17 protein-coding genes and 2 tRNA genes are annotated in these 21,985 nt (G+C 67.3%); 6 read left to right on the plus strand and 13 right to left on the minus strand.

Annotated features, from left to right (window positions below):
* Positions 1-33: 33 nt before the first annotated feature.
* Positions 34-1,215 carry a PQQ-dependent sugar dehydrogenase gene (locus H570_RS17680; protein ID WP_084500269.1) on the minus strand — a complete coding sequence of 394 codons (1,182 nt, stop codon included), beginning with the start codon at positions 1,213-1,215 and terminating at the stop codon, positions 34-36.
* A 256-nt stretch (positions 1,216-1,471) separates the two neighbouring features.
* Here H570_RS17680 and H570_RS0113810 point away from each other — a divergent pair, with 256 nt between their 5' ends.
* The 5 genes from H570_RS0113810 to H570_RS0113830 are packed head-to-tail and all read left to right on the plus strand — an operon-like array spanning position 1,472 to position 6,242.
* On the plus strand, positions 1,472-1,735 hold the full coding sequence (locus tag H570_RS0113810; RefSeq protein ID WP_027081255.1) for an acyl carrier protein: 264 nt from the start codon (positions 1,472-1,474) through the stop codon (positions 1,733-1,735).
* A complete protein-coding gene (locus H570_RS0113815) occupies positions 1,735-3,303 on the plus strand; it encodes a class I adenylate-forming enzyme family protein (protein ID WP_027081256.1) in 1,569 nt (522 codons plus the stop codon). Before H570_RS0113810 ends, H570_RS0113815 begins: the two co-directional genes overlap by 1 nt.
* Positions 3,300-4,193: a peptide chain release factor N(5)-glutamine methyltransferase gene (prmC, locus tag H570_RS0113820; RefSeq protein WP_027081257.1), complete on the plus strand. Its 894-nt coding sequence runs from the start codon at positions 3,300-3,302 to the stop codon at positions 4,191-4,193. The genes H570_RS0113815 and prmC overlap by 4 nt, the downstream gene beginning before the upstream one ends.
* A 19-nt stretch (positions 4,194-4,212) precedes the next feature.
* Complete coding sequence (nadE, locus tag H570_RS0113825; protein ID WP_027081258.1) at positions 4,213-5,181, plus strand: NAD(+) synthase; 969 nt, start codon at positions 4,213-4,215, stop codon at positions 5,179-5,181.
* Between the two features lie 2 nt (positions 5,182-5,183).
* Positions 5,184-6,242, plus strand: a complete 1,059-nt coding sequence (locus tag H570_RS0113830) for a GNAT family N-acetyltransferase (RefSeq protein WP_027081259.1) — start codon at positions 5,184-5,186, stop codon at positions 6,240-6,242.
* Between the two features lie 42 nt (positions 6,243-6,284).
* Here the strand turns inward: H570_RS0113830 and H570_RS0113835 are convergent, their stop codons facing one another.
* Complete coding sequence (locus H570_RS0113835; protein ID WP_051176434.1) at positions 6,285-7,349, minus strand: polysaccharide deacetylase family protein; 1,065 nt, start codon at positions 7,347-7,349, stop codon at positions 6,285-6,287.
* On the opposite strand from H570_RS0113835, the gene H570_RS17685 reads away from it, so the two are divergent.
* On the plus strand, positions 7,318-8,232 hold the full coding sequence (locus H570_RS17685; protein ID WP_084500274.1) for a glycosyltransferase: 915 nt from the start codon (positions 7,318-7,320) through the stop codon (positions 8,230-8,232). The two genes, H570_RS0113835 and H570_RS17685, sit on opposite strands and share 32 nt — an antisense overlap.
* Before the next feature lie 44 nt (positions 8,233-8,276).
* Here H570_RS17685 and H570_RS0113845 read toward each other — a convergent pair whose 3' ends face one another.
* The 11 genes from H570_RS0113845 to H570_RS0113895 form a co-directional block, all read right to left on the minus strand.
* Positions 8,277-9,875, minus strand: coding sequence for a TIGR03013 family XrtA/PEP-CTERM system glycosyltransferase (locus H570_RS0113845; RefSeq protein ID WP_245559619.1), 1,599 nt, complete (start codon positions 9,873-9,875; stop codon positions 8,277-8,279).
* Positions 9,876-10,078: 203 nt separating this feature from the next.
* A complete protein-coding gene (locus H570_RS17690; RefSeq protein ID WP_051176437.1) occupies positions 10,079-11,683 on the minus strand; it encodes a right-handed parallel beta-helix repeat-containing protein in 1,605 nt (534 codons plus the stop codon).
* 794 nt (positions 11,684-12,477) lie between these two features.
* A tRNA-Arg gene (locus H570_RS0113855) sits at positions 12,478-12,554 on the minus strand.
* A 142-nt stretch (positions 12,555-12,696) separates the two neighbouring features.
* Positions 12,697-12,789 (minus strand) — tRNA-Ser (locus H570_RS0113860).
* A gap of 55 nt (positions 12,790-12,844) precedes the next feature.
* Positions 12,845-13,069, minus strand: a complete 225-nt coding sequence (gene csrA, locus H570_RS0113865; protein ID WP_027081262.1) for a carbon storage regulator CsrA — start codon at positions 13,067-13,069, stop codon at positions 12,845-12,847.
* A gap of 150 nt (positions 13,070-13,219) precedes the next feature.
* Positions 13,220-15,871: an alanine--tRNA ligase gene (alaS, locus tag H570_RS0113870; protein ID WP_027081263.1), complete on the minus strand. Its 2,652-nt coding sequence runs from the start codon at positions 15,869-15,871 to the stop codon at positions 13,220-13,222.
* A gap of 148 nt (positions 15,872-16,019) precedes the next feature.
* Positions 16,020-16,547 carry a regulatory protein RecX gene (locus H570_RS0113875; RefSeq protein ID WP_027081264.1) on the minus strand — a complete coding sequence of 176 codons (528 nt, stop codon included), beginning with the start codon at positions 16,545-16,547 and terminating at the stop codon, positions 16,020-16,022.
* A gap of 16 nt (positions 16,548-16,563) precedes the next feature.
* Positions 16,564-17,595: a recombinase RecA gene (recA, locus tag H570_RS0113880; RefSeq protein WP_027081265.1), complete on the minus strand. Its 1,032-nt coding sequence runs from the start codon at positions 17,593-17,595 to the stop codon at positions 16,564-16,566.
* 181 nt (positions 17,596-17,776) lie between these two features.
* Positions 17,777-18,433, minus strand: coding sequence for a transcriptional repressor LexA (gene lexA / locus H570_RS0113885; RefSeq protein ID WP_027081266.1), 657 nt, complete (start codon positions 18,431-18,433; stop codon positions 17,777-17,779).
* 25 nt (positions 18,434-18,458) lie between these two features.
* On the minus strand, positions 18,459-18,956 hold the full coding sequence (locus tag H570_RS0113890; protein ID WP_027081267.1) for a CinA family protein: 498 nt from the start codon (positions 18,954-18,956) through the stop codon (positions 18,459-18,461).
* A gap of 161 nt (positions 18,957-19,117) precedes the next feature.
* The gene (locus H570_RS0113895) at positions 19,118-21,742 is read right to left on the minus strand and encodes a TonB-dependent receptor (RefSeq protein ID WP_027081268.1); all 2,625 of its coding nucleotides are present in this window, start codon (positions 21,740-21,742) and stop codon (positions 19,118-19,120) included.
* Positions 21,743-21,985: the final 243 nt, after the last annotated feature.

Below are 21,985 nucleotides of genomic sequence, written 5' to 3' on the forward strand. Positions count from 1 at the left end.
GGCGGTCCGCCGCGAGGGCGATGGCCGTGGTGCTCAAGGTGCGGGCGCGAGGCGCAGCAGCTTGCCGTCGTCGGCATCCACCAGCACGTACAGGGCACCATCCGGCGCTTGCCGGACGTCGCGGATGCGCTGGCCGCGATCGGACAGCAGGCGCTCTTCGTGGACCACGGCATGGCCTTCAAGCTCCAGCCGGATCAACGCCTGCCCCGCGAGGGCACCGAGAAACAGGTTGCCTTGCCAGGGCCCGAACAGTTCGCCGGTATAGAACGCCATGCCGCTCAACGCCGGTGATTTTTTCCAGTAGTGCAGCGGCTGTTCCATGCCGGGCGCCTGGGTTCCGATCGAGCCCGGCACGGGCTGCCCGTCGTAATCCAGGCCGTAGGTGATGACCGGCCAGCCGTAGTTGCGCCCCGCCTGTGGGATGTTGAGTTCGTCGCCACCCATCGGGCCGTGCTCGCTCGTCCACAGCTGCCGCGTGCGCGGGTCGAGAGCGGCGCCCTGCATGTTGCGGTGTCCGTAGGACCAGATCTCCGGGCGGGCGGCGGCCTGTCCCACGAAGGGGTTGTCTTCCGGGATGCTGCCGTCCGGCCAGATCCGCACGAGCTTGCCCTGCAGCGAATCGAGCTGTTGCGCTTCCGCGGCCGCCACGCGCCCATCGCCCAGGCCGATGAACAGGTGGCCCTGGTCGTCGAACACCAGGCGCGTGCCGAGGTTGGTCCCGGCCGAGCGCTTCGGCGACTGGCGGAAAACCACCTTGACGTCGCGCAGCAGGTCGCCGGCCAGGCGCCCGCGCGCAACCGCGGTGCCGGCAAGGTTGCCGCGCCAGTTCGGTTCGGCATACGCCAGGTAAACGAGCTTGTCGTCGGCGAAACCGGGCGACAGCGCCACGTCGAACAGCCCGGCCTGCCCTTCGGTGAAGATTGCCGGCAGCCCCCCGATCGGCCTCGACACGCTGCGGTCGCGGCCAATTCTCCGCAGCCTGCCGGGGCGTTCGGTCACCAGCATGCTGCCGTCCGGCAGGAAGGCCAGGCCCCAGGGATGCACCAGGCCGGTGACCAGTTCGGTGACGGAGTAGCGCAGGCGTTCGGACGCGTGGACCGTCGGCTTCGCATCGACCGACGCATGCGGCTCGGCACGTTTCGCGGAGTCCGGCTGGGCCGTGCAACCGGCCAGCGCCAACGCGAACACGCACAACAGGAACCTGATCGAAGACATGTCCGTACGCACCGCCCGACAGGCCGCAAGGATAGCAGCCCCGCTGCATCGGCAATGATCGCTCGGCGAAAAGCCCACGCCAATTGCGTTGCCCCTTGCACTGGCCGGAGCGCGCACCTCTCGACGTTCTTATCCATGCGGGCGACCACGGCTCCGGCATCGCCTTTCGGCCGCTGCCTTCCGGTGGGCTTCGATCGTCCACCCCATCAAATGCCCTGCCGGAAAATGGCCCGGAACACCGACCTTGGAGTGATGCATGTCCGCCGATGATATCCAGACCCGCGCGAAGATCCGCGGCTATATCCTCGAGAACCTGATGTTCAGCAGCAACGACAGTGACCTCGCCGACGGCGCGTCCCTGCTTGACCGGGGGATCATCGATTCGACCGGCGTGCTGGAGATCGTGATGTACCTGGAGGAGCAGTTCCAGGTGAAGGTCAAGGACAGCGACATGCTGCCTTCCAATTTCGACACGGTCGACAACATCGTCGGCTTCGTGTCGCGCCTGCAGGCGGGCTGATGTCGCTGGGTTGCCCGAGGCTGCTGCACGAGGCCCTGCCGCGCGCAGCGGCCATGGACGGCGGCAAGACCGCGGTCATCGTCGAGGGCCGGGCCTACAGCTACGCCCGGTTGCACGACGACGCAGCAAGGCTGGCCAATACGCTCCAGGCCCGTGGCGTTGCGCGCGGCGACCGCGTGGCGATCTACATGGACAACACCTGGCCTTGCGTGGTGTCGATCTTCGCCACACTCATGGCCGGCGGCGCCTTCCTCGTCGTCAATCCGCAGACGAAGGCAGACAAGCTCGCCTTCATCCTCGAAGACAGCGGCGCGCGCGTCCTGCTCAGCGACGCACACCTGGGCCGTGAGCTGTCCGCCGCGCTGGTCCTGCTCGCGAATCCTCCGCTGCTCGCATGTTCCGGCGACACTTCCACGCTGCCGGGCGCCATCGCATTCGACGCGCTGCTCGAGGGCGGCGCATCGCAGCCGCCCACGGCGCCGACGATCCCGCTCGACCTGGCCGCGCTGATCTACACCTCCGGCAGCACCGGCAACCCGAAGGGCGTGATGCAGACCCACCAGTCCATGGTGTTCGCGGCCGGCAGCCTGATCGAATACCTGCGCATGGACGAGACCGACAGGATCCTCTGCGCGCTGCCGCTGGCCTTCGACTACGGGCTCTACCAGTTGCTGATGAGCGTCCAGATGGGCGCGACGCTGGTGCTGGAACGCTCGTTCACCTTCCCCGCGCAGGTTTTCGCGCGGATACGCGAGTTCGGGGTCACGGTCTTTCCCGCCGTGCCGACGATGTTCGCGATGCTGCTGTCGTTCCATTCGCGCGAACCCCTCCTGTTCGACAGCGTGCGCCGCGTCACCAACACCGCCGCCGCCCTGCCCGATGATTTCAGCAGCCGGCTGCGCGAAGTGTTCCCCTCCGCATTGATCTACCGCATGTACGGCCTGACCGAGTGCAAGCGGGTGAGCTACCTGGAACCCGAGCTGGCCGACGTGAAGCCCGGTTCGGTGGGCAAGGCGATCCCGGGCACCGAGGTCTACCTGCTCTCGGCCGACGGCGGGCCGGTCGCGCCTGGAGAGAGCGGGATCCTGCACGTGCGCGGCCCGCACGTGATGCTCGGTTACTGGAACCGCCCCGACCTCAGCGAACACATGCTCCGGCCAGGCAAACTGCCGGGCGAGCGCGTCCTGTGCTCCCAGGACATCTTCCGCATGGATGCCGACGGCTTCCTCTACTTCGTCGGCCGCAGCGACGACATCATCAAGACCCGCGGTGAGAAAGTCAGCCCGATCGAGGTCGAAAACGTGCTGCACGGCATCGCGGGCGTGCGCGAAGCCGCGATCCTCGGCGTCCACGACGAGCTGCTCGGGCAGGCGATCCGCGCCTACGTGGTGCTCAATCCGGGTGCCGACCTGAGCGAGCGCCAGGTGCGTGCGTACTGCGCCGCGCGACTGGAAAATTTCATGGTCCCGCGCGACGTGGTGTTCTGCGAAGACCTGCCCAAGACCACGACGGGCAAGGTCAGCCGTAAGCTCCTTGCCCGGCTCGATACCCGGACCAGCGCCACATGAGCGACCAGTACGCCCGACTTTCCGCGCAATTGGCCAGCGGCCTGCGCCTGCTTCCGGACAAGCCGGAGGAGACCGCGAACAGCACCCTGCACGCGCTCTGGCATGCCGCCGCCGGCGCGCCGCTTTCGGCATCCGCCGCGCTTCGCGCGCCGCTTCCGTCGCTGGATGAGGCCGGCCTGCGGCGCCTGCAGGCACTGGTTGAACAACGCCTGTCCGGCGTACCACTGGCGCACCTGAGCGGTCGCCAGGAATTCCTCGGCCTGGAAATGCTGGTCGGCCCCGAGGCCCTGGTACCGCGGCGCGAAACCGAATTGCTCGCGCGCACCGCGATCGCGCTTGCCGGCGCCCCGGACCGGACAGCCGATGATCCTCTGCTCGTCGTCGACCTGTGCACCGGCTGCGGCAACCTCGCGCTGGCCATCGCCGACGCCCTGCCGCAGGCGCAGGTGGTCGGCGCGGATATTTCCGAAGACGCGCTCGTTCTGGCGCGACGCAATGCCGCGCAACTCGGCCTGCAGGAGCGCGCGCGCTTCCAGGCCGGCGACCTGCTGACGCCGCTCGATACACCCGAATTCCACGGCCGCGTCGACCTGCTCGTGTGCAACCCGCCGTACATCAGCAGCGGCAAGGTCGCGCAGATGGACGCGGAGATCGCGCGGTTCGAACCCGCGCTGGCCTTCGACGGCGGCCCGCTCGGCGTCGGCATCCTCATGCGCCTGATTCAGGAGGCACCGCGTTTCCTCCGTCCTGGCGGCTGGCTGGGCTTCGAGGTCGGCCTCGGCCAGGGCCCCTCGCTGGCGCGCCGCCTGCGTGCCTCCGGCGCCTGGCAGGAAGTCCGCGAGATCGCGGACGACGCTGGCGCCACGCGCGTGATCGTCGCACGCATCTGACCCCGGGAAGACACCGCACATGCAGGATTTTGGACGCCATTGCCTTGACATCGACTACGCGGCCGAGGAGGCGCGCATCAGCGCGCGGATTCGCGAGCTGCTTGCCGGCCAGCTGCGGCGGCGCGGCCTGGTGGTTGCGATCTCGGGCGGCATCGACAGCTCCGTGTGCGCCGCGCTTGCGGTCCGCGCGGTCGGCGCAGCGCGCGTGTTCTGCCTGATCCTGCCGGAGCGCGACTCGGACACCGACAGCGCCGCGCGCGCACAGCTGCTGGTTGAACATCTCGGCGTCAGAGTCGAAGCGGTCGACATCGCCCCGACCCTGGACGCGATCGGCTGCTACACCGCACGCGACGACGCCGTACGCCAGGCGATTCCCGGCTACGCCAGCGACTGGAAAATGAAGCTGGTCATCGTCGGGGGGCTGCAGGGCGCGATCAACCGCTTCCGCGTCGTCGCCGAAGCGCCGGATGGCAGCCGCCACGAAGCCGATCTTGGCCTAAACGAATATCTCGCCGTGGTCGCCGCAACCAACTACAAGCAGCGCATCCGCAAGACCATCGAGTACTTCCACGCGGACCGGTTGAACTACGCCGTGGTCGGAACGCCGAACCGGCTGGAATACGACCAGGGCTTCTTCGTGAAGAACGGTGACGGCGCCGCCGACCTCAAGCCGATCGCGCACCTGTACAAGACACAGGTCTACGCGATGGCGCGCCACCTCGGACTGCCTGCGCGCCTGTGCGAAGCCCAACCCACCACCGACACCTACAGCCTCGAGCAAGGCCAGGACGAGTTCTATTTCGCCCTGCCCTACGGCGACATGGATCTCGCCTTGTGGGCGCTGAACCATGACATCCCCGCCGAGCACCTCGCAGCGGCGCTCGATATCACGCCGGAACGCGCCCAGGCGGTATACAACGACATCGCCAACAAGCGGCGGACGACGCAGTACCTGCACCTGCGGCCCTTGCTGGTCGAGCCGGGTTGACCATGCAGCCGACTCCCGTCATCGACCAGTACGTGCCGCAGGCGGGCGATGTGCACGGCGACCGCGACACCGTGCTGTCGATCTGGCGCGGAAACCTCGGCCAGGAAGCGCACATGTGCGCCAAGTACGAGTGGTTCTACCTGCGCTGCCCGTTCGGCACGCCGGTGCTGCAGCTGCTGCGCCATGCGCCCAGCAACGAGATCGCGGGCGCCTGCGCGGCAGGGCGCCGGCACATGCTGTGGCGCGGCCAGGCCCTCGAGGCCGGCGTCATGGTGGACCTCGCCGTGCGCGCGGAACATCGTTCGCTCGGCCCGGCGCTGATGATGCAGAAGGCGCTGATCCAGTGCGGCCTGCAGAAATTCGGCTTCGTGTACGGGTTCCCGAACCCGCGCGCGACCGCGATCTTCCGTCGCCTTGGTTCGCGCAAACTGGTCGACATCGTCCGCCATGCCTGCGTGCTGCGCCCGGAGACCTACCTCAAGCGCCGCATGCCTGCGCCGCTGGCGACCGCCCTCGGGGTGGTGCTCGGCCTGGGCCTGCGCCTGCGGGAGCGTATCCGCCGAATCGGCACGCAGCGATTCGACGTGTCGTGGAGCAACCGCGCTGACGCACGCATGGACGGACTTTGGTCCCGCTCCGCCCCCGGCACGGGCCTGCTGGCGATACGCGATGCCCGGCACCTGCGCTGGCGCTTCGACGAAGCGCCCACCAACACCACGCGCTATCTTCTGCTTTCAACCGACGCGGGGAAAACGCTCTTCGGCTGGTTTGCCACGCAGGTCGTGGACAACGTGCTGCATGTCCGCGACTTCTGGACGGTCGATGCCGCGAACGGGGTCTCGACCGCTTGCGTGGATGCGTTGATCTGCGCCGCGCGCCGGCTCCGCGTGTCGGCGATCTCGGTCGAGATCGCCTGCCGCGACGACAAGCTGTCGGGCTGGCGCAGGCGCGGGTTCGTGGAGCGGTCGCGTCGTCCGATCCATGCCTTCTGGCACGCCGACATCGGGCCCGGGGACGACAGCTTCGACCTGTTGCTCACCTCCGCGGACGAAGACGAGTAGGCGCCGCAGGCGCAACCGTGCCCTCGCATCCTGCGCGGCTGCTCAATCACAAAGCCGCCCGCGCCGGCAGCGGAACAGTTCGAGCGCAAGCAGGTCCGGCCTGAAGCGTCCGCTGGCATCGGTAACGGTCTCTGTTTCGAACCCGGTTCTACCCAGCAGCCAGCCGACACCCCGGTCGATGCGGTTGAGCAGGCGGCTGCTGGTGAACACGAGTTCGTATCCCGCGTCGCGAGCGCGCTGTGCGATCGCCGCATCGTGCGCGCCGTGGGGAAATGACATCGAAGTGGCCGGTGGCACCGACGCGGCAAGCTTCGCAACCAGGGCATCCCGTGCGCCGCCCAGCTCCGCATCCAGGTCATCCGTTCGGGTCATGCGGACGTGCGTCTTGCCGTGCAATCCCAGTGCGATTCCGCCCGCCCTGAGGCGCAGCAGGTCGTCACGGTCGACCATGTGGCGCATGCCATCATCCAGCACACCGGCCAGTGCAGCCGCGACGCCCGCGCACCCGGCGGAGTCGAGCGCCTCCAGGCGCGCGATCTGACTCCGCAGCGCGGCAAGCGACTCATCGTCCGCGGGTTGTGCGCCCTCCGGCGGACCAGCAACGGCATCGATAGCCTGCGCAAGCGCCGACACGCTCAACACCCCGCGCCGCCAGGCCGCCACCACGGCTTCCTGGATGAACGGCTGGCGCCTGCCGATCGCATCCGAAACGACGAACAGCAGGCCAGGGAAGCCGAAGCGCTGCATCTGCGACAGGGCGTGGTCGGCATTGTCGGCCCAGCCGTCGTCGAAGGTGAGCAGGAGCGCATTGCGCGGCAACGGCGCGCCCGACCTGCGCGATGCCAGCACCTGCGCTTCGGACACCAGGTTGTAGTGCCGCGCGAAGAATGCCAGGCATTGGCCGAACAGATCCGTTGTCAACGTATAGTCAGGATCACAGCTCGCGAAACGCGGGTCGTCCGGAGGCAGGATGCGGTGGAACATCACCACCGTCAGGCTGTCGCCATTCCGGAGCCGGTGATACAGCCCGAGCAACCCGCTGGCATACAGCGCCTTCTTTGAAAGATCCTTGAGCATGGCAGGCATCGTCCAGGTTTCAGCGATCATACCGACGTTCAATCGGCGGGATCTGGTGTGCCGGGCGATCGACTCCGCGCTGGCACAGACATTCCCGGTCGACGAGATCATCGTTGTCGACGACGGCTCCACCGACGGCACGCGCGAGGCGCTGCTCGACCGCTACGGCGACCGGATCCGGTACACGTGGCAGCCCAACGCGGGCGTCTCCGCCGCACGCAACCTGGGCATGTCGATCGCGCAAGGCCGCTACTTCGCATGGCTCGACAGCGATGACGAGTGGCTGCCCGGGAAGACCGCCCGGCAGCACGCGTGGCTGGAGGCCCACCCCGACTACGGCATGGTGGTGTGCGACATCGAGATGGTCGACGCCGACCTGCAGGTCATCGGCCACTACATCCGCCGCGACGTGATCCGCGAGGACGGCTGGGCGCTGCGCTGGGCGCTGTCCAATCCCGCGCTCGCGCCCGCCTCGACGCTGCTGCGGCGCGGGGTCTACGAGGACATCGGCGGCTTCGACGAATCCCTGCGCACCGCGGAGGACATCGACTACCACCTGCGCATCGCGCGCCGATGGCGCATCGGCGTGGTCGAGGAAACGCTCGTGCGCACGATGCGCGGGCATGAAGGCCTTTCCGCACAGTCGCGCACCTACGACGACTACCTGATGGTGTTCGAACGCGCGGTACGGGATGCCCAGGGCTTCGTCGAAGATCGCGAGCGCTTCCAGGCACTGGCCAAGGCCTACGCACGCAACGCGCGGGGCCTGATGCTCCGCTCGCGCTGGCGCGACGCGCTGCGCCTGATGCCCAAGGCGTGGCGACACGGCGATGCGGGCACGCGCAGGCAGGTGCTTGGCCTGGTTCCGTTTGCGCTCAAGCGTCGCTTGCACACGCTGCTCCATCGTCACTGAGTCGAGCCCGCCCGCCACTGCACAGGCTGCTTTCCGGCCACTCGTCAGCGCGCACCGCGGCGGAACAACACCACTTCCACCGTCTGCAACAGGATCATCAGGTCAAGCACGAGGCCGTGGTTCTTGACGTAGAACAGGTCGAACTTGAGCTTCTCCTCGGCGTCACGCACCGAAGCGCCGTAGGGATAGCGCAGCTGCGCCCACCCGGTCAGGCCGGGTTTTACGGAATGGCGCACGTTGTAGTAGCGGATCTCGGTGTTGAGCTGGTCGACGAACTGGGGGCGCTCGGGCCGCGGCCCGACAAAGCTCATGTCGCCGCGCAGAACGTTGAACAACTGTGGCAGCTCGTCGAGTCGCGTGGAGCGGATGAAGCGACCCACGCGGGTGGTCCGGTCGTCGTTCGTGCTCGCCCAGCGTGCGACGCCATCCTTCTCGGCATCCGTGCGCATGCTGCGGAACTTGGTCAGCTCGAAGGCGTGCCCGCTTTCACCCACGCGGGTCTGCCGGTAGAACACCGGCCCGCCGGACTCCAGCCAGACGCATGCGGCCACCAGCAGCATGAAAGGCCACGCCAGCAACAGCAGGATCGAGGCCGCCAGCAGATCGAAGAAGCGCTTGCTGAGCCTGCGCGGCAGGGAATGATCGAAACCACCGGAAAACACCAGGTTCGACGGATCCACGACGTTGAGCTTGATCATGCCCGCCTCGCGCTCGAAGAACGCGGCAAGATCGGTCACGCCCACCCCCTTCTGCGCACAGGCCAGCAAGTCTTCCATCGGCAGCCCGCCGCGGCGCTCGTCCGGGGCCACGACGATCTCGTGGATGTTGAGCGTATCGGCGAGCGCCACGAGCGGCGCATCACCACTGACCAGCATGTGCGCGGCGACCACCACCTTGTGACCGGGAACGGGCACGAAACCCACGACTACGAACGACCTGCGATCGGAACTGCGCCGCAGCCGGCTGTTGATCAGGTCGGCATGCTGGCCCGCTCCGTAGACCAGGAGTCGACGCTTGAACACGTCCGCACCAAACAACTGATGCACCACGGCGCGGGTCAACAGCACGCCCAGCATTCCGAGCAGCAGCGCGATCGCCAGCACGCCACGCCCGATGTAGGTGATGGGCAGAACGTAGTAAAGCACCAGCAGGCTGATGCCGCCGAAGGCGAAGGACAGGAGCAATCGCAGCAGGAAATCCGTGCGATTGAGCCGGACATGCGCCTGGTAGAGACCAAACGCCGTCATCGAGCCGGTGATGAAGATTGCGACCAGCGCGGTCCTGAACGGCGCGGTTTCGATGAAGGCCGAACGACTGCCCGGATCGTCGAGGAAGCGCAGCCAGACCGCCGCGCTCACTGCAAGCATCAGGACCAGGAGCTCGAGCACCCAGAGCACCCGGATCGCGCGGATCATGCGGCTGGGCGTTCCCGACTTCATGGCCTGCCTCCGTCGGCCACCCGTGGCGAGAGGGAACCCGCCACGGACGCGGCGACCGCGAAGCAGCACCCGCAGCAGGCGCCTGGGCCCCCGGTGTGGTTGCTTTCGATGTGGGTGTGCATGCTGCCCCTGTTCAGACCAATGCTGTGCGCTCAATCTCAAAAAACGAGGCTTGAGGCACAGACCGGCCAGCTGCTCCCCCATGCAGTCCGGGCCGCCGCGGACACGCGACACATCCTCGGGTACGGATCACGCCCCGAAGGGGGGCAACGCCGCACATTGCCTGCCGCCAGAACGCCGGCGGCATGCGCTCGGCTATCTTCGCTCGCGGGTCAGCGGAACCATCGACATCCACGGCATTGGCGACGCTGCCTTCCCGGCCGGCCGGCCATGCGCCAGCGCCGGGATCAACCCAGGCGCAGCAAACGCTCGATCCAGCGCCACACGCGCTGCCACCAGTGCACTGGCTGCTGCTTGGGTTGTTCGATGACAGGCGGCGCATGCGCGTCATCTTCGCTACCGTCATCGGTTCCGCCGTCGTCCGCCGCCGACGCCGCAGGCTCACCGCCGGGGGTGGCCGGTCTGCTGGGCGGCGGCTTCAGGGGCTGAGCGCCGTTAAGCGGAATGGGCGCGTTGGCGGACGACTTTCCCTCGAGCGCCCCGATGTCGATCCGACCACCCGTGATCGTGCGCCGAACCTCGCCGCCGATCGCCATCTTCGCACGCAGGGGTGGTTCGAAGTCCGGGATCAACAGCGGCGATGGATACGGAAATCCGCTCGGCGACGGCGGCGAATTGGTTCCCGAATCGATCAGCGGGCTCCCCGGCGCCGGGCGCAATTGGTTCTGGGCGGCGTTGGCGAACCCCGGACTGGCACCACTCACCGTACCCGTCCACTCGTACGGCACGAGCATGGCACCGCTCTGGACCCAGTTGCTGGTACCGGCGACCTTGCGTCCGGTCGTCCATGGATTCCTGTCCATCGGGCCGCAGTATGGCGTGCCCACCTCGCTGGCCGGGTTCTCGCGCACGATCGCCGGCGTACTGCCGGCAGCCGTCTGGTAGACCACGTTGTTGTGCATCTCCAGCGATTGCAGTCCCAACTGCACCATCACCGCATTCGCAGCGCCGGCACGATCGAACACGATGGTGTTGTTCACCAGTCGCACGCGCCCCTGGCTGCGGCCGTTGAGGTCGCCACCGGCCCGGATCGCGTTGCGCCAGTTGTTGCGATGGATGATGACGTTGCCGACCACATCGGCGTCCTCGCGCTTGAGATCCGCGGTCCAGCCCGCGGTCTGGGTCTCGCAGTCCGGCCCGATCAGCTCCAGTTCGCCGTAGACCGAGTTCTCGATCCAGTTGTAGTAGATCTGGCTGCGCTGGTGCCGCACGCGCACCAGGACGCCACCGGTACCGTCATGCACGTAGTTGTAGCGCATGACGAATTCCGCATTCGGGAAGGCGACCTCGTCGGACTGCATGTAGATCGTGTGCCGCGTCGTGCCGGCGCCGGAGTTGTAGAGCTCGCTGTATTCGAGCGTGAACGAGCCGGAGTTGTTGTCCGCGCCGAGGATGCCGTGGGAGGGGCAATCGTGGATGACGCTGTCGCGCACGGTGATGTCGTCGGCTTCGCTGAAGACGCAGGTGCGCGAACCGCCCCGCACCTCGAAACCCTCGAAGACAACGTGGTTGGCACGCTCGAACTTGATCGTGTGCGTGCCGCCCTGCAGTACCGGCCGGGAGCTCCCCGAGGCGCGATTCCAGCGCACCACGACCGGCCTGCCCGGCGAGCCGGAATCGTCCGCGCGCATCACGATGTCGCCGCTGTAGGTCGCATTGCCGTCCACGAGGACAATGTCGCCCGGTGCAAGGTCGCGACTGTTGAACAACTGCGAAAGCTGGGTGTATTGCCGGCCCGAGGGCCCGACCGTGTAGGTGGCGGCAGGCGCAGCCAGGGGCGCGGAGATCGCCAGCAGGCATCCGATCCGCAGGCAGGTGGTGACAGGATTCATGACATTCTCCAGCCCGCATCGCGGGCAGGGCGGACGGTGCATCACCGACTTTAACGCTGCACGCAAGGCGGCGAGGCCAGCGACCTGAACGCCAGCATTACGCAGGCTTCACTTATTGAATCGAGCGCGAGTAACCGCATTCCGTCGCGACACCTCGATCGCCGCACGTAGCTGCGGTGACCATCTAAACGCAATAAGCGCCACCAGGACGCTACGTTGATCCCTTCATTCTACGGTGGTGGCTGCGGACTTCCGCACCCCAAGCCCAAGCTTGTAGTCGGCGATTGGGGCCGGAGCAGGCCAGCGCCAATCGGAATCACTCGACCACCCCTGCATCTCGTTGATTTCCAATAAATTGCCGAGAAGACATCTGAAACCAGGTTCGTACCGGCTTTCGTTGTGACGGGACCGTTTGGCACGGAGCTGACGCAGGACATGATACGGACATGATTTCCTCAATCACCGCATGCCCACACAAGTCATCCATTGACGTGCAGATCATCAAGTGGAGATTGAGTCGACCCGACTCTTCCTGAAGCACCCAGCTTCGACAGGCTGGATTCTGGATGCGTGATCCGAGCTCGATGGGGGCAGGCCAGCTGGCGCTTGTGCTTGTGCTTGGGCAGCTTGGCATTCATCGAATGCTTGACCTCTACCATCCAACCTCCAACCAGCATCGTCCTTTCTCGCGAGGCAATACGATTGGTGGTACGCATATGGCACGGGCCGCAAGAATCCCGCGCAAAGCAAAAGGGCCAACGAGCGTTACCCCGTTGACCCCTGTGCTTTTTCTATGGCGCGCCCGGAAGGATTCGAACCTCCGACCCCCAAGTTCGTAGCCTGGTGCTCTATCCAGCTGAGCTACGGGCGCACATGAAACAGAAGCGGAATTTTGCCGGAATAGCGGCTGCTTCGTCAATCGACAACATCCGCCGGCTGGCTACCCCTGCTGCAACCCGATCGGGTGGTGGCAGGTTCCTGCGAACGCATTCGCGGGAGAGGCATCCTTTAACTGGCGGAGAGTGAGGGATTCGAACCCTCGATAGAGCTATAAACCCTATACTCCCTTAGCAGGGGAGCCCCTTCAGCCACTCGGGCAACTCTCCGGGCCTGTGCCGATCCATCGATGCCGGACCGGAACAGGACGCGAAGAATACCGGGTCATTCCGGGTCCGGCAAATCCCCTGTCGATCGCGCGGACTTCGCGCCCGCGTCCGCGTCATCGCCGCGCTGGATCCGCTCGTAGATTTCCTCGCGATGGACGGCCACGTCTTTCGGCGCCGTGATACCGATACGCACCTGGTTGCCCTTGACGCCGAGCACGGTCACGGTGACCGAGTCGCCAATCATCAGGGTTTCGCCGACGCGGCGGGTGAGGATCAACATTATGTCTGTCTCCATGAACCAACCCGGGGCTAGCCGGATTGGAGCGCTTCGGGCCCGATTGCCCGGAAAACGCTTGCAAGTCGGAAAAGTGAACGATGTTAAGGGCTGCAGCCGGCCACCTACAAGCATCTGTAGTCACGGCTTGTGGCGTCATTCATGCAGTCGCGACTCGACCCAGGCGGGGACGCCCTGCAGCGCAGCGGCAAGCGCCGAGCCATCTTCGCCGCCGCCCTGGGCGAGGTCCGGTCGACCGCCGCCCTTGCCCCCGATCTGTCCGGCGATGTGCGCCAGCAGGTCCCCCGCTTTCACCCGCTTCAGCGCCCCGCCACCAACGCCGGCGACCAGCGCCGCCTTGCCGTCGCTTGCGCCTGCCAGCACCACCACGGTATCGCCAAGCTGCTGCTTGAGGCGATCGACCGCATCGCGCAGCGCCTTGGCATCGAAACCCTCCAGCCGCGCCGCGAGTACCTTGATGCCTCCGATCTCGATCGCACCGGCCGCAAGGTCCGCGGTCGCGCCGCTGGCGGCCCTGGCTTTCAGGGTTTCCAGCTCGCGCTCGAGCTTCTTCTGCTTCTCCAGCAGGCTGCGCAGCTTGTCCGCGGTCTCGGCGGTGGTGCCGCCCAGCAGGTGCGCGGCTTCGGACAGATGACGTTCTTCCGCAGCGACATGGTCGAGCGCGCCCTGCCCGGTCACCGCCTCGATCCGGCGCACGCCGGCCGAGACGCCGCCTTCGGACACGATCTTGAACAGCCCGATGTCGCCGGTGCGCGAAACGTGGGTGCCACCGCACAGCTCGGTGGACGCCTCGCCCATGCGCAGCACGCGCACGCGCTCGCCGTACTTTTCGCCGAACAGCGCCATGGCGCCGAAATCGAGCGCTTCCTGCATGCCCATGTGCCGCACTTCGGCGGCGTGGTTGGCACGGATGTCGGCATTGACCCTGCGCTCGACCTCGGCCAGTTCGGCGGCGGTCATCGGCTGGAAGTGCGAGAAGTCGAAGCGCAGGCGGTCTGGCGCCACCAGCGACCCCTTCTGGGTAACGTGCGTGCCCAGCACCTGGCGCAGCGCGGCGTGCAGCAGGTGGGTCGCGCTGTGGTTGAGGATGGTGGCGCCGCGGCGCGCGCCGTCCACCGACGCAACAACGTGGTCGCCGATCTTCAGCGTTCCGGCGACGAGCTTGCCGACGTGGCCGTGGAACTGACCGGCGTACTTCTGCGTATCGGACACGGTGAAGCGCACGCCCTGCTCGTCCAACTCGCCGGTGTCGCCGACCTGGCCACCGGACTCGGCGTAGAACGGGGTGCGATCGAGGAACACCACCGCTTCGTCGCCGGCATCGATCGCATCGACCGGGCGGCCGTCGCGCAGCAGTGCAACCACCTGCAGGCCGCCGGCGGCAAGCCCGTCATGGCCGAGGAATCCGGTGGGCTGCAGCTTCGCGACGAGGTCGGCAGGCAGGCCGGTGTTCGACGAGAACTTGCCGGCCGCGCGCGCGGTTTCGCGCTGGTGCTCCATCGCCGCATCGAAGCCGGCCATGTCCACGGACAGCCCGCGCTCGCGCGCGATGTCCGCGGTGAGGTCGACCGGGAAGCCGTAGGTATCGTAAAGCCGGAACGCATCGGCGCCGGCGATCGTCCCGCTGCTGCGCGCAGCGAGGTCGTCGAAGATGCGCATGCCCGAGTCCAGGGTCTCGGCGAAGCGCTCCTCCTCGGCCTTGAGCGCGCGCTCGACCAGTTCACGGCTGCGCGTGAGCTCCGGATACGCGCCACCCATCAGCTCGTCCAGGGTGGCGACGAGCTTGTGGAAGAACGGTTCGCGCACGCCCAGCATCCAGCCGTGGCGCAGCGCGCGGCGGATGATCCGCCGCAGCACGTAGCCGCGGCCTTCGTTGGACGGCAGCACGCCGTCGACGATCAGGAAGCTGCAGGCGCGGATGTGGTCGGCGATCACGCGCAGCGACTTGTTCGCCAGGTCCGGCGTGCGGGTGAGCTCGGCGGCCCTGCGGATCAGCGTCTGGAACAGGTCGATCTCGTAGTTGCCATGCACGCGCTGCAACACCGCCGCAAGCCGCTCCAGGCCCATGCCGGTGTCCACGCAGGGTGCGGGCAGCGGCTGCAGGCTGCCGTCGGGCTGGCGGTCGAACTGCATGAACACCAGGTTCCAGATCTCGATGAAGCGGTCGCCATCCTCGTCGGGCGAACCCGGCGGGCCGCCGGCAATGTGCGCGCCGTGGTCGTAGAAAATCTCGGTGCACGGGCCGCACGGGCCGGTGTCGGCCATCTGCCAGAAGTTGTCGGACGCGTACGGCGCACCCTTGTTGTCACCGATGCGGATGATGCGCTCGGGCGGCAGGCCGATGCCGTCGCGCCAGATGCCGAAGGCCTCGTCGTCGTCGTGGTAGACCGTGACCAGCAGGCGTTCAGCCGGAATCTTCCACACGCCGGTCAGCAATTCCCACGCCCAGGCGATGGCGTCCTTCTTGAAGTAGTCGCCGAACGACCAGTTGCCCAGCATCTCGAAGAAGGTGTGGTGGCGCGCCGTGTAGCCGACCTGGTCGAGGTCGTTGTGCTTGCCGCCCGCGCGCAGGCAACGCTGCACGTCGGCCGCGCGCACGTAGCTGCGCTTCTCGGCGCCGAGGAATACGTCCTTGAACTGCACCATGCCCGAGTTGGTGAACAGCAAGGTGGGGTCGTTGCCGGGCACCAGCGATGCCGATGGCACGATGGTGTGGCCGCGGGCGGCGAAGAACTCGAGGAAGTCGCGGCGGATGTCTGCGGTGGTCGGAATCTTGGGCGTGGGCATGCTGGTGTCTGTGGGCTGGCGGGTGCAGCCGGGCACCGCGGTGTCCACGGAACGTGCGGACGCGGCACCGGGCGGACAACCCAATGGCCTCTAGATTAACAGGCCGCCCGCCCACGCCGCGCGCATGTCCGCCACCCGAAGGCCGCGCTCAATCGATATCGGGGCCGCCCCGGATTGCGCTGCGGATGGCCTCGCCATCGAAGCCGCGGCGCAGGAGGAAATCGGCCGCCTTCCGGCTGCGTGCCGGGTCGTCCGCAAAGTCATCGCCAAAGCGGCGACGGGCGAGCTCGCGGGCGCGTCGCGGCCAATCGCTCTCACCTGCCTCGGCCAGTCCGGCCAGCGCGCCCACGATCAGGGCTTCGTCGAGGCCGTGGCTCCCGAGCTCGGCGCGAATCCGCAGCGGGCCATAGCCGGCACCCGCGCGCCAGCGTGCAACGCTTGCAGCGAAGCGGGCGTCGTCCTGCCAGCCTTCGGCGGCCATGCGCTCGACTGCGGCCTCCGCCTCTTCCCTGCCGACGCCACGAGCCGTCAGCTTGTTCGCCAGCTCCTTGCGCGAATGTTCGCGGCGCACGAGAAGCCCCAGCGCGCGCTGCGCCGGGGTTGGCTCGGGCCGGCGCCGTTTGCGCGGCCCCCTTTCGGCGGGTGCGTCGGCTGTCGACGCACCCTGGCGTTCCATGGAAGACACGGGGCGATCAGGCTTCCGCGTCCTCTTCCGTGGCCTGCTCCACCGCCGCGGGCAGGATATCGGCACGCAGCGCCGCCTCGATCTTCGCGGCTACCGCCGGGTTGTCCTTCAGGTACTGGCGAGCGTTCTCCTTGCCCTGGCCGATGCGTTCGCCATCGCAGCTGTACCAGGCGCCGGACTTTTCCACCAGCTTGGCATCGACGCCCATGTCGATCAGCTCGCCTTCGCGGCTGATGCCCTCGCCGTAGAGGATCTCGGTGACGATCTGCTTGAACGGCGGCGCCATCTTGTTCTTGACCACCTTGATCTTGGTCTGGTTGCCGATGATCTCGTCACCCTTCTTGATCGAGCCGATGCGGCGGATGTCCAGGCGCACCGACGCGTAGAACTTCAGCGCATTGCCGCCTGTGGTGGTTTCCGGGCTCTGGCCCGGCATCATGATGCCGATCTTGTGGCGCAGCTGGTTGATGAAGAACACCATGCAGTTGCTGCGCTTGATGTTGCCGGTCAGCTTGCGCAGGGCCTGGCTCATCAGGCGCGCCTGCAGGCCGGGCAGCTGGTCGCCCATCTCGCCCTCGATCTCGGCGCGCGGGGTGAGTGCGGCGACCGAGTCGATCACCACCATGTCCACGGCGTTGGAGCGCACCAGCATGTCGGCGATCTCCAGCGCCTGCTCGCCGGTGTCGGGCTGCGAAACCAGCAGGTCCTCGACGTTGACGCCGAGTCTCGCGGCGTAAGTGGGATCGAGCGCGTGCTCGGCGTCGATGAAGGCGCATACGCCGCCCAGCTTCTGGCACTCCGCGACGGTCTGCAGGGTCAGCGTGGTCTTGCCGGAGGACTCCGGGCCGTAGATCTCGATCACGCGGCCGCGCGGCAGGCCGCCGATGCCCAGTGCGGTATCGAGCAGCAGCGAACCGGTCGGGATCACCGGCACCACTTCGGCGACGCGGTCGCCCATGCGCATGACCGAGCCCTTGCCGTACTGCTTCTCGATCTGGGTCAGGGCGGCGGACAGCGCGCGCTTCTTGTTCTCGTCCATCGTGGTGGTCCTCGTCATTGTGTGTCTGGGGCGTTGGGGGCAGTCTGGCCGGGCCGGGTCGCACAGGCTGCGACCTCGGCGGCGGGAAACAGGATGACTCGGGCCTGCAGGCCGGGGGAATCGGCGCACGCCACGCCTGCGTGTCGGAAAACGCCGCGGATCGAGCCCGGACTTCCCCGGCTCACCGGTTGGGCCTCACCAGGCCGCAGTACAGGCCTTCGATGGCGAAATCCTGATCGGGCATCACGTCGATCGGCGAGTAATCGGGATTGCGCGGCAGCAGCCGGATGCGGTCCTTGCCGATCTTCAGCAGCTTGACGGTAATTTCGTCGCCGACGCGGGCGATGACGATCTGCCCGGAACGCGCGTCCGCCGTGCGGTGTACGCCGATCAGGTCGCCGTCGAAGATGCCTTCGTCGCGCATCGAGTCGCCCTTGACCTTGAGCAGGTAGTCCGGGGCCGGCGAGAAGAACGTGCGGTCCATCAGCACCATCTGGTCGGCGCCGCCGAATTCATCGGCGCCCGCCCCGATCGGCATGCCCGCCGCGACCTGCCCGAGCACGGGCAGTTCCAGCACGTCCCCGTTGGCCGCTGCGGGCAACGGCAACTCGCGCTGTGCAGCCTCGGGTGCCCGCAGCAGCCGGATGCCGCGCGCCCGCCCGGGCACGCGCTCGATCGCGCCAGCGACTTCGAGCGCATCGAGGTGGTACTGCGCCGCGCGCACCCCGCTGAAGCCGAAGGCGCGGGCGATTTCCGCCTGCGAGGGCGGCATCCCCTCGGCTTCGATGCGCTCGGCGATCAGGGCGAGGATGGCTTGCTGGGTTTCGGACAGGTCCATGGTTAGTAGTAATACTACTAACGAATCAAACCCGCAAGCCCTCCAGCCCCCGCAGCGCCGCCGCCACCGTCTGCCGGCGCACGCGGTCGCGGTCGCCTTCGAAATGGAAGACTTCGGCGCGGGCGTAGCCGCCGCGGCGTTTCCAGCCGATCCAGACGGTGCCCACCGGCTTGTCGTCACTGCCTCCGCCCGGGCCTGCGATGCCGGTCACGGCCACCGCGATGCTGGCACCCGAATTGACCAGCGCGCCGGACACCATTTCCACCGCGGTCTCGCGGCTGACCGCGCCGTGGATTTCCAGCGTCTCGGGCCGCACGCCGAGCAGCGCCTGCTTGGCTTCGTAGCTGTAGGCAACCATGCCGCAGTCGAACCAGTCCGAAGAACCGGCGATGTCGGTGACGGTCTTGGCAATCCAGCCACCGGTGCAGCTCTCGGCAGCGACCAGGCGGTCGCGGGAATCGCGCAGGTGCGTGCCGAGCGATTCGGCAAGCACCCGGAGTTCGGCATCGGAAGGAGTCGGCATCGATGGCGCTTCGGGGGACGAACGGGGCTTCCTTTTAGCCCAAATCCCCGCGCATGTCGCGCCGCGGCGGCAATCGCCGATGCGCGCGGTTCATCGCCAGCGACGACCGCAAACGAAACGGCCCGCCATCGCGGCGGGCCGTCGCGGGCTTGCGAACGCGATCAGTACTGCACGCGCAGCGTCACTCCGTAGGTGCGCGGCGCACCGAGGAAGGCGTTCCATGCACCCGGCTGCAGCGGCGCGTCGAAGCCGACCTGCTTGTAGGTTTCGTCGGTGAGGTTCTGGCCCCAGAACTCGAGCATCCAGCGCTTGTCCTGCGAACCGATGCCCAGACGGGCGTTCACCAGCGCGAAACCATCCTGCACCTTCTCCGGGTCCAGGTCCGAACCGGTGTTGTGCTCGGACATGTACTTGGTGCCGATGTTGAAGCGCCCCAGCAGGTTGCCGCCCATCTGCCACTGGTACGTGGCCGAAGCCGAAGCCGACCACAGCGGCGCGAAGCTGATGAGGTTGCCGGGCAGGTTCTCCAGCGCGCCACCCGGCAACAAGTCCGCATATGGCGTCTGGTTGCCGTAGCGCGTGTCGGCATAGGTCAGGCCGCCCTGCAGGCTCAGCCCGTCGAGACCGGTCTGCCACAGCAGCTCGATCTCCGCGCCTTGCGACACCACTTCGGGCAGCGAACGCACGACGTAGCTGGTGCCCAGGAAGCTGTTGAGCTGGAAGTCGGTGAACTCCTGGTAGAACAGCGTGCCGTTGAGCAACAGGTTGCCGTCCAGCCACGTGGTCTTGGCGCCGAGCTCGTAGCTGTCCACGAACTCGCCGGGGAACGACGTGTCATTCACGGGCGTGATGCCGGCGCCACCGCTCGACAGGCCATTGTTGGACTGCACGCGGTCGAGGTTGAAACCGCCGCCCTTGTAGCCGCGCGCGGCGGACACGTAGGTCATGACCGCGTCGTTCCAGCGATAGGCCGCCTTCACCGTGCCGGACCACTCCTTCTCGGTCATCTTCTGGTCGGTGACCCGCCCGTTATGCAGCACGTTGGCCCAAGGCAGGCACATGTAGCCGGCGATGCTCGGCGCCACCGCGCCGACCAGCGCGGCCTGCTGGTCCGGCGACAGGAATCCCCATGCCGGGATCCGCCCGGCAAGCGCCGAGCCGACCCGCAGCCCCATGTTCGACAGCAGCATCCCGCAGCCGGCGCTGCCGTTGGGGTTGCTGTAGCTGGAAACCAGCTCCTTCTTGTCGTGCGTGTACCGCAGGCCGACGGTGAAGTCGAGCTTGTCGGTCGCGTGGAACGTGTTGTTGGTGAACAGCGCGGCGCTCTTCGAACTCTGCCTGTACAGGTCCTGCGCGGCATCGCCGATGAAGTTCGTGCCGAACGGCCTGCCGCTGACCTGGGAGAAGAACGTCGCCGGGTTGCTGGTGTCGACCGTGATGCCCAGCGGCTGCAACTGCGCCGCCAGCCCGCCGAGCACCTGGCTGCCCACCAGCGTGGACAGGTACGGCTCGTAGTCCGCGCCGATGATGTACTGATCGTGGCGCTCCAGGTCCTCGTCGGAATAGAACATGCCGACCATCCAGTCCCAGCGGTCGGTGCTGCCGGTCAGGCGCAGCTCCTGGCTGAAGGTCTCGAATGCGGTGGACGAGTCGTCGTACCGGTTGCGGCGGTACAGCAGGTCGGCGCCGGAGAAGTCGAAGTCCAGCGCATTGATCGTCTGCCAGTCGCGGAACGCGCTGATCGAAGTCAGCGTGGCGCCGCCCAGCCAGCCCGTCTCCCAGTCGACCTGCGCCGAGATGCCCTTGTCCTTGACGTCCTGCTCGGTGCTGCGGTTGCTGTAGGCCAGCCTGCGCTCCGGGTCCGGCTTGCCGATCACGCCCGGCCCGCCGGCCAGCGCGTTGATGATCGCCGCCGGTCCGGCGCCGGTGGCGTCGCGGGAGGTGGTCACGCCGACGCAGCAGTGCTCTTCGCGGCTGGTGAAGTCGCCGATGACGTTGATCGAGAGGTTCTCGGTGGGCTCGAACAGCAGCTGGCCGCGCACGGTGTGGAAGTTGCGATCGCTGTCTTCGGTCTCGGTGCGCGGACCCTTGCCGGTATTGACGTCGGTGACGCCATCGCGCGTGCGCTGGGCGGCGTAGATGCGGAAGGCGGAGTTCTCGCCCAGCGCGTCGTTGTAGGCGCCCGATACGCCGACTTCGCCGTAGTTGCCGATGGTGATCTCGCCCTCGGCGCTCTGGGTGAAGCTCGGGCGCCGGGTCACGACGTTGATGACGCCGGCCGAGGTGTTCTTGCCGAACACCGTGCCCTGGGGGCCCTTGATGACCTCGATGCGCTCGATCTCGCCGAGGTCGCCGAAGCCCACGCCCGTGCGCGGCCGGTAGACCCCGTCGATCACCACGCCCACTGCCGACTCCAGGCCGGCGTTGTCGCCGTTGGTGCCGACGCCGCGGATGCGCGCGGTGGTCTGCGATTCGTTGGTGGTCGAACTCACGTGCAGGCCGGGCACCAGCAATTGCACGTCCTTGATGTCGGTCACGCCGGTGTCCTGCAGCAACTGCTCCGGCAGCGCCGTGATCATGATCGGCACGTCCTGCATGACTTCCTCGCGCTTCTGCGCGGTGACGGTCATGGTGGCGAGCGTGACCGGCCCGTCGGCTTCGGCGGCCGGCTTCGCGGGCGCGTCGGCCGCGGTGGCCTCCTGCGCCTGCGCGGCGACTGACATCGTCAAGCAGGCCGCGAACACCGCGGCGGCGAGCGTCTGGCGTTGCGGTTGGCGGATAGCCATGTGTTTCCCCCAGTCTGGATTTGGATGAGCGTGCCCTGTCCCGCGCGATGCGGTCACTCGACTTCCTGCCCGGCACGACGAGGGATACGCCCCGGAAGGCATGCCTCGCGGACCGGATTCGCACGACCATCGTGGGGGAATGGCCGCGCACCCGCGGCAAGCGCCGCGGAAATCCTGAACAGGGAAACGTATAGCACAGGATCGCGGCGCTTTGGCAACCATCACAAACCGGCGAAGGGGCGC

This window comes from Luteimonas mephitis DSM 12574 (genome assembly GCF_000422305.1).
GTDB lineage: Bacteria > Pseudomonadota > Gammaproteobacteria > Xanthomonadales > Xanthomonadaceae > Luteimonas > Luteimonas mephitis.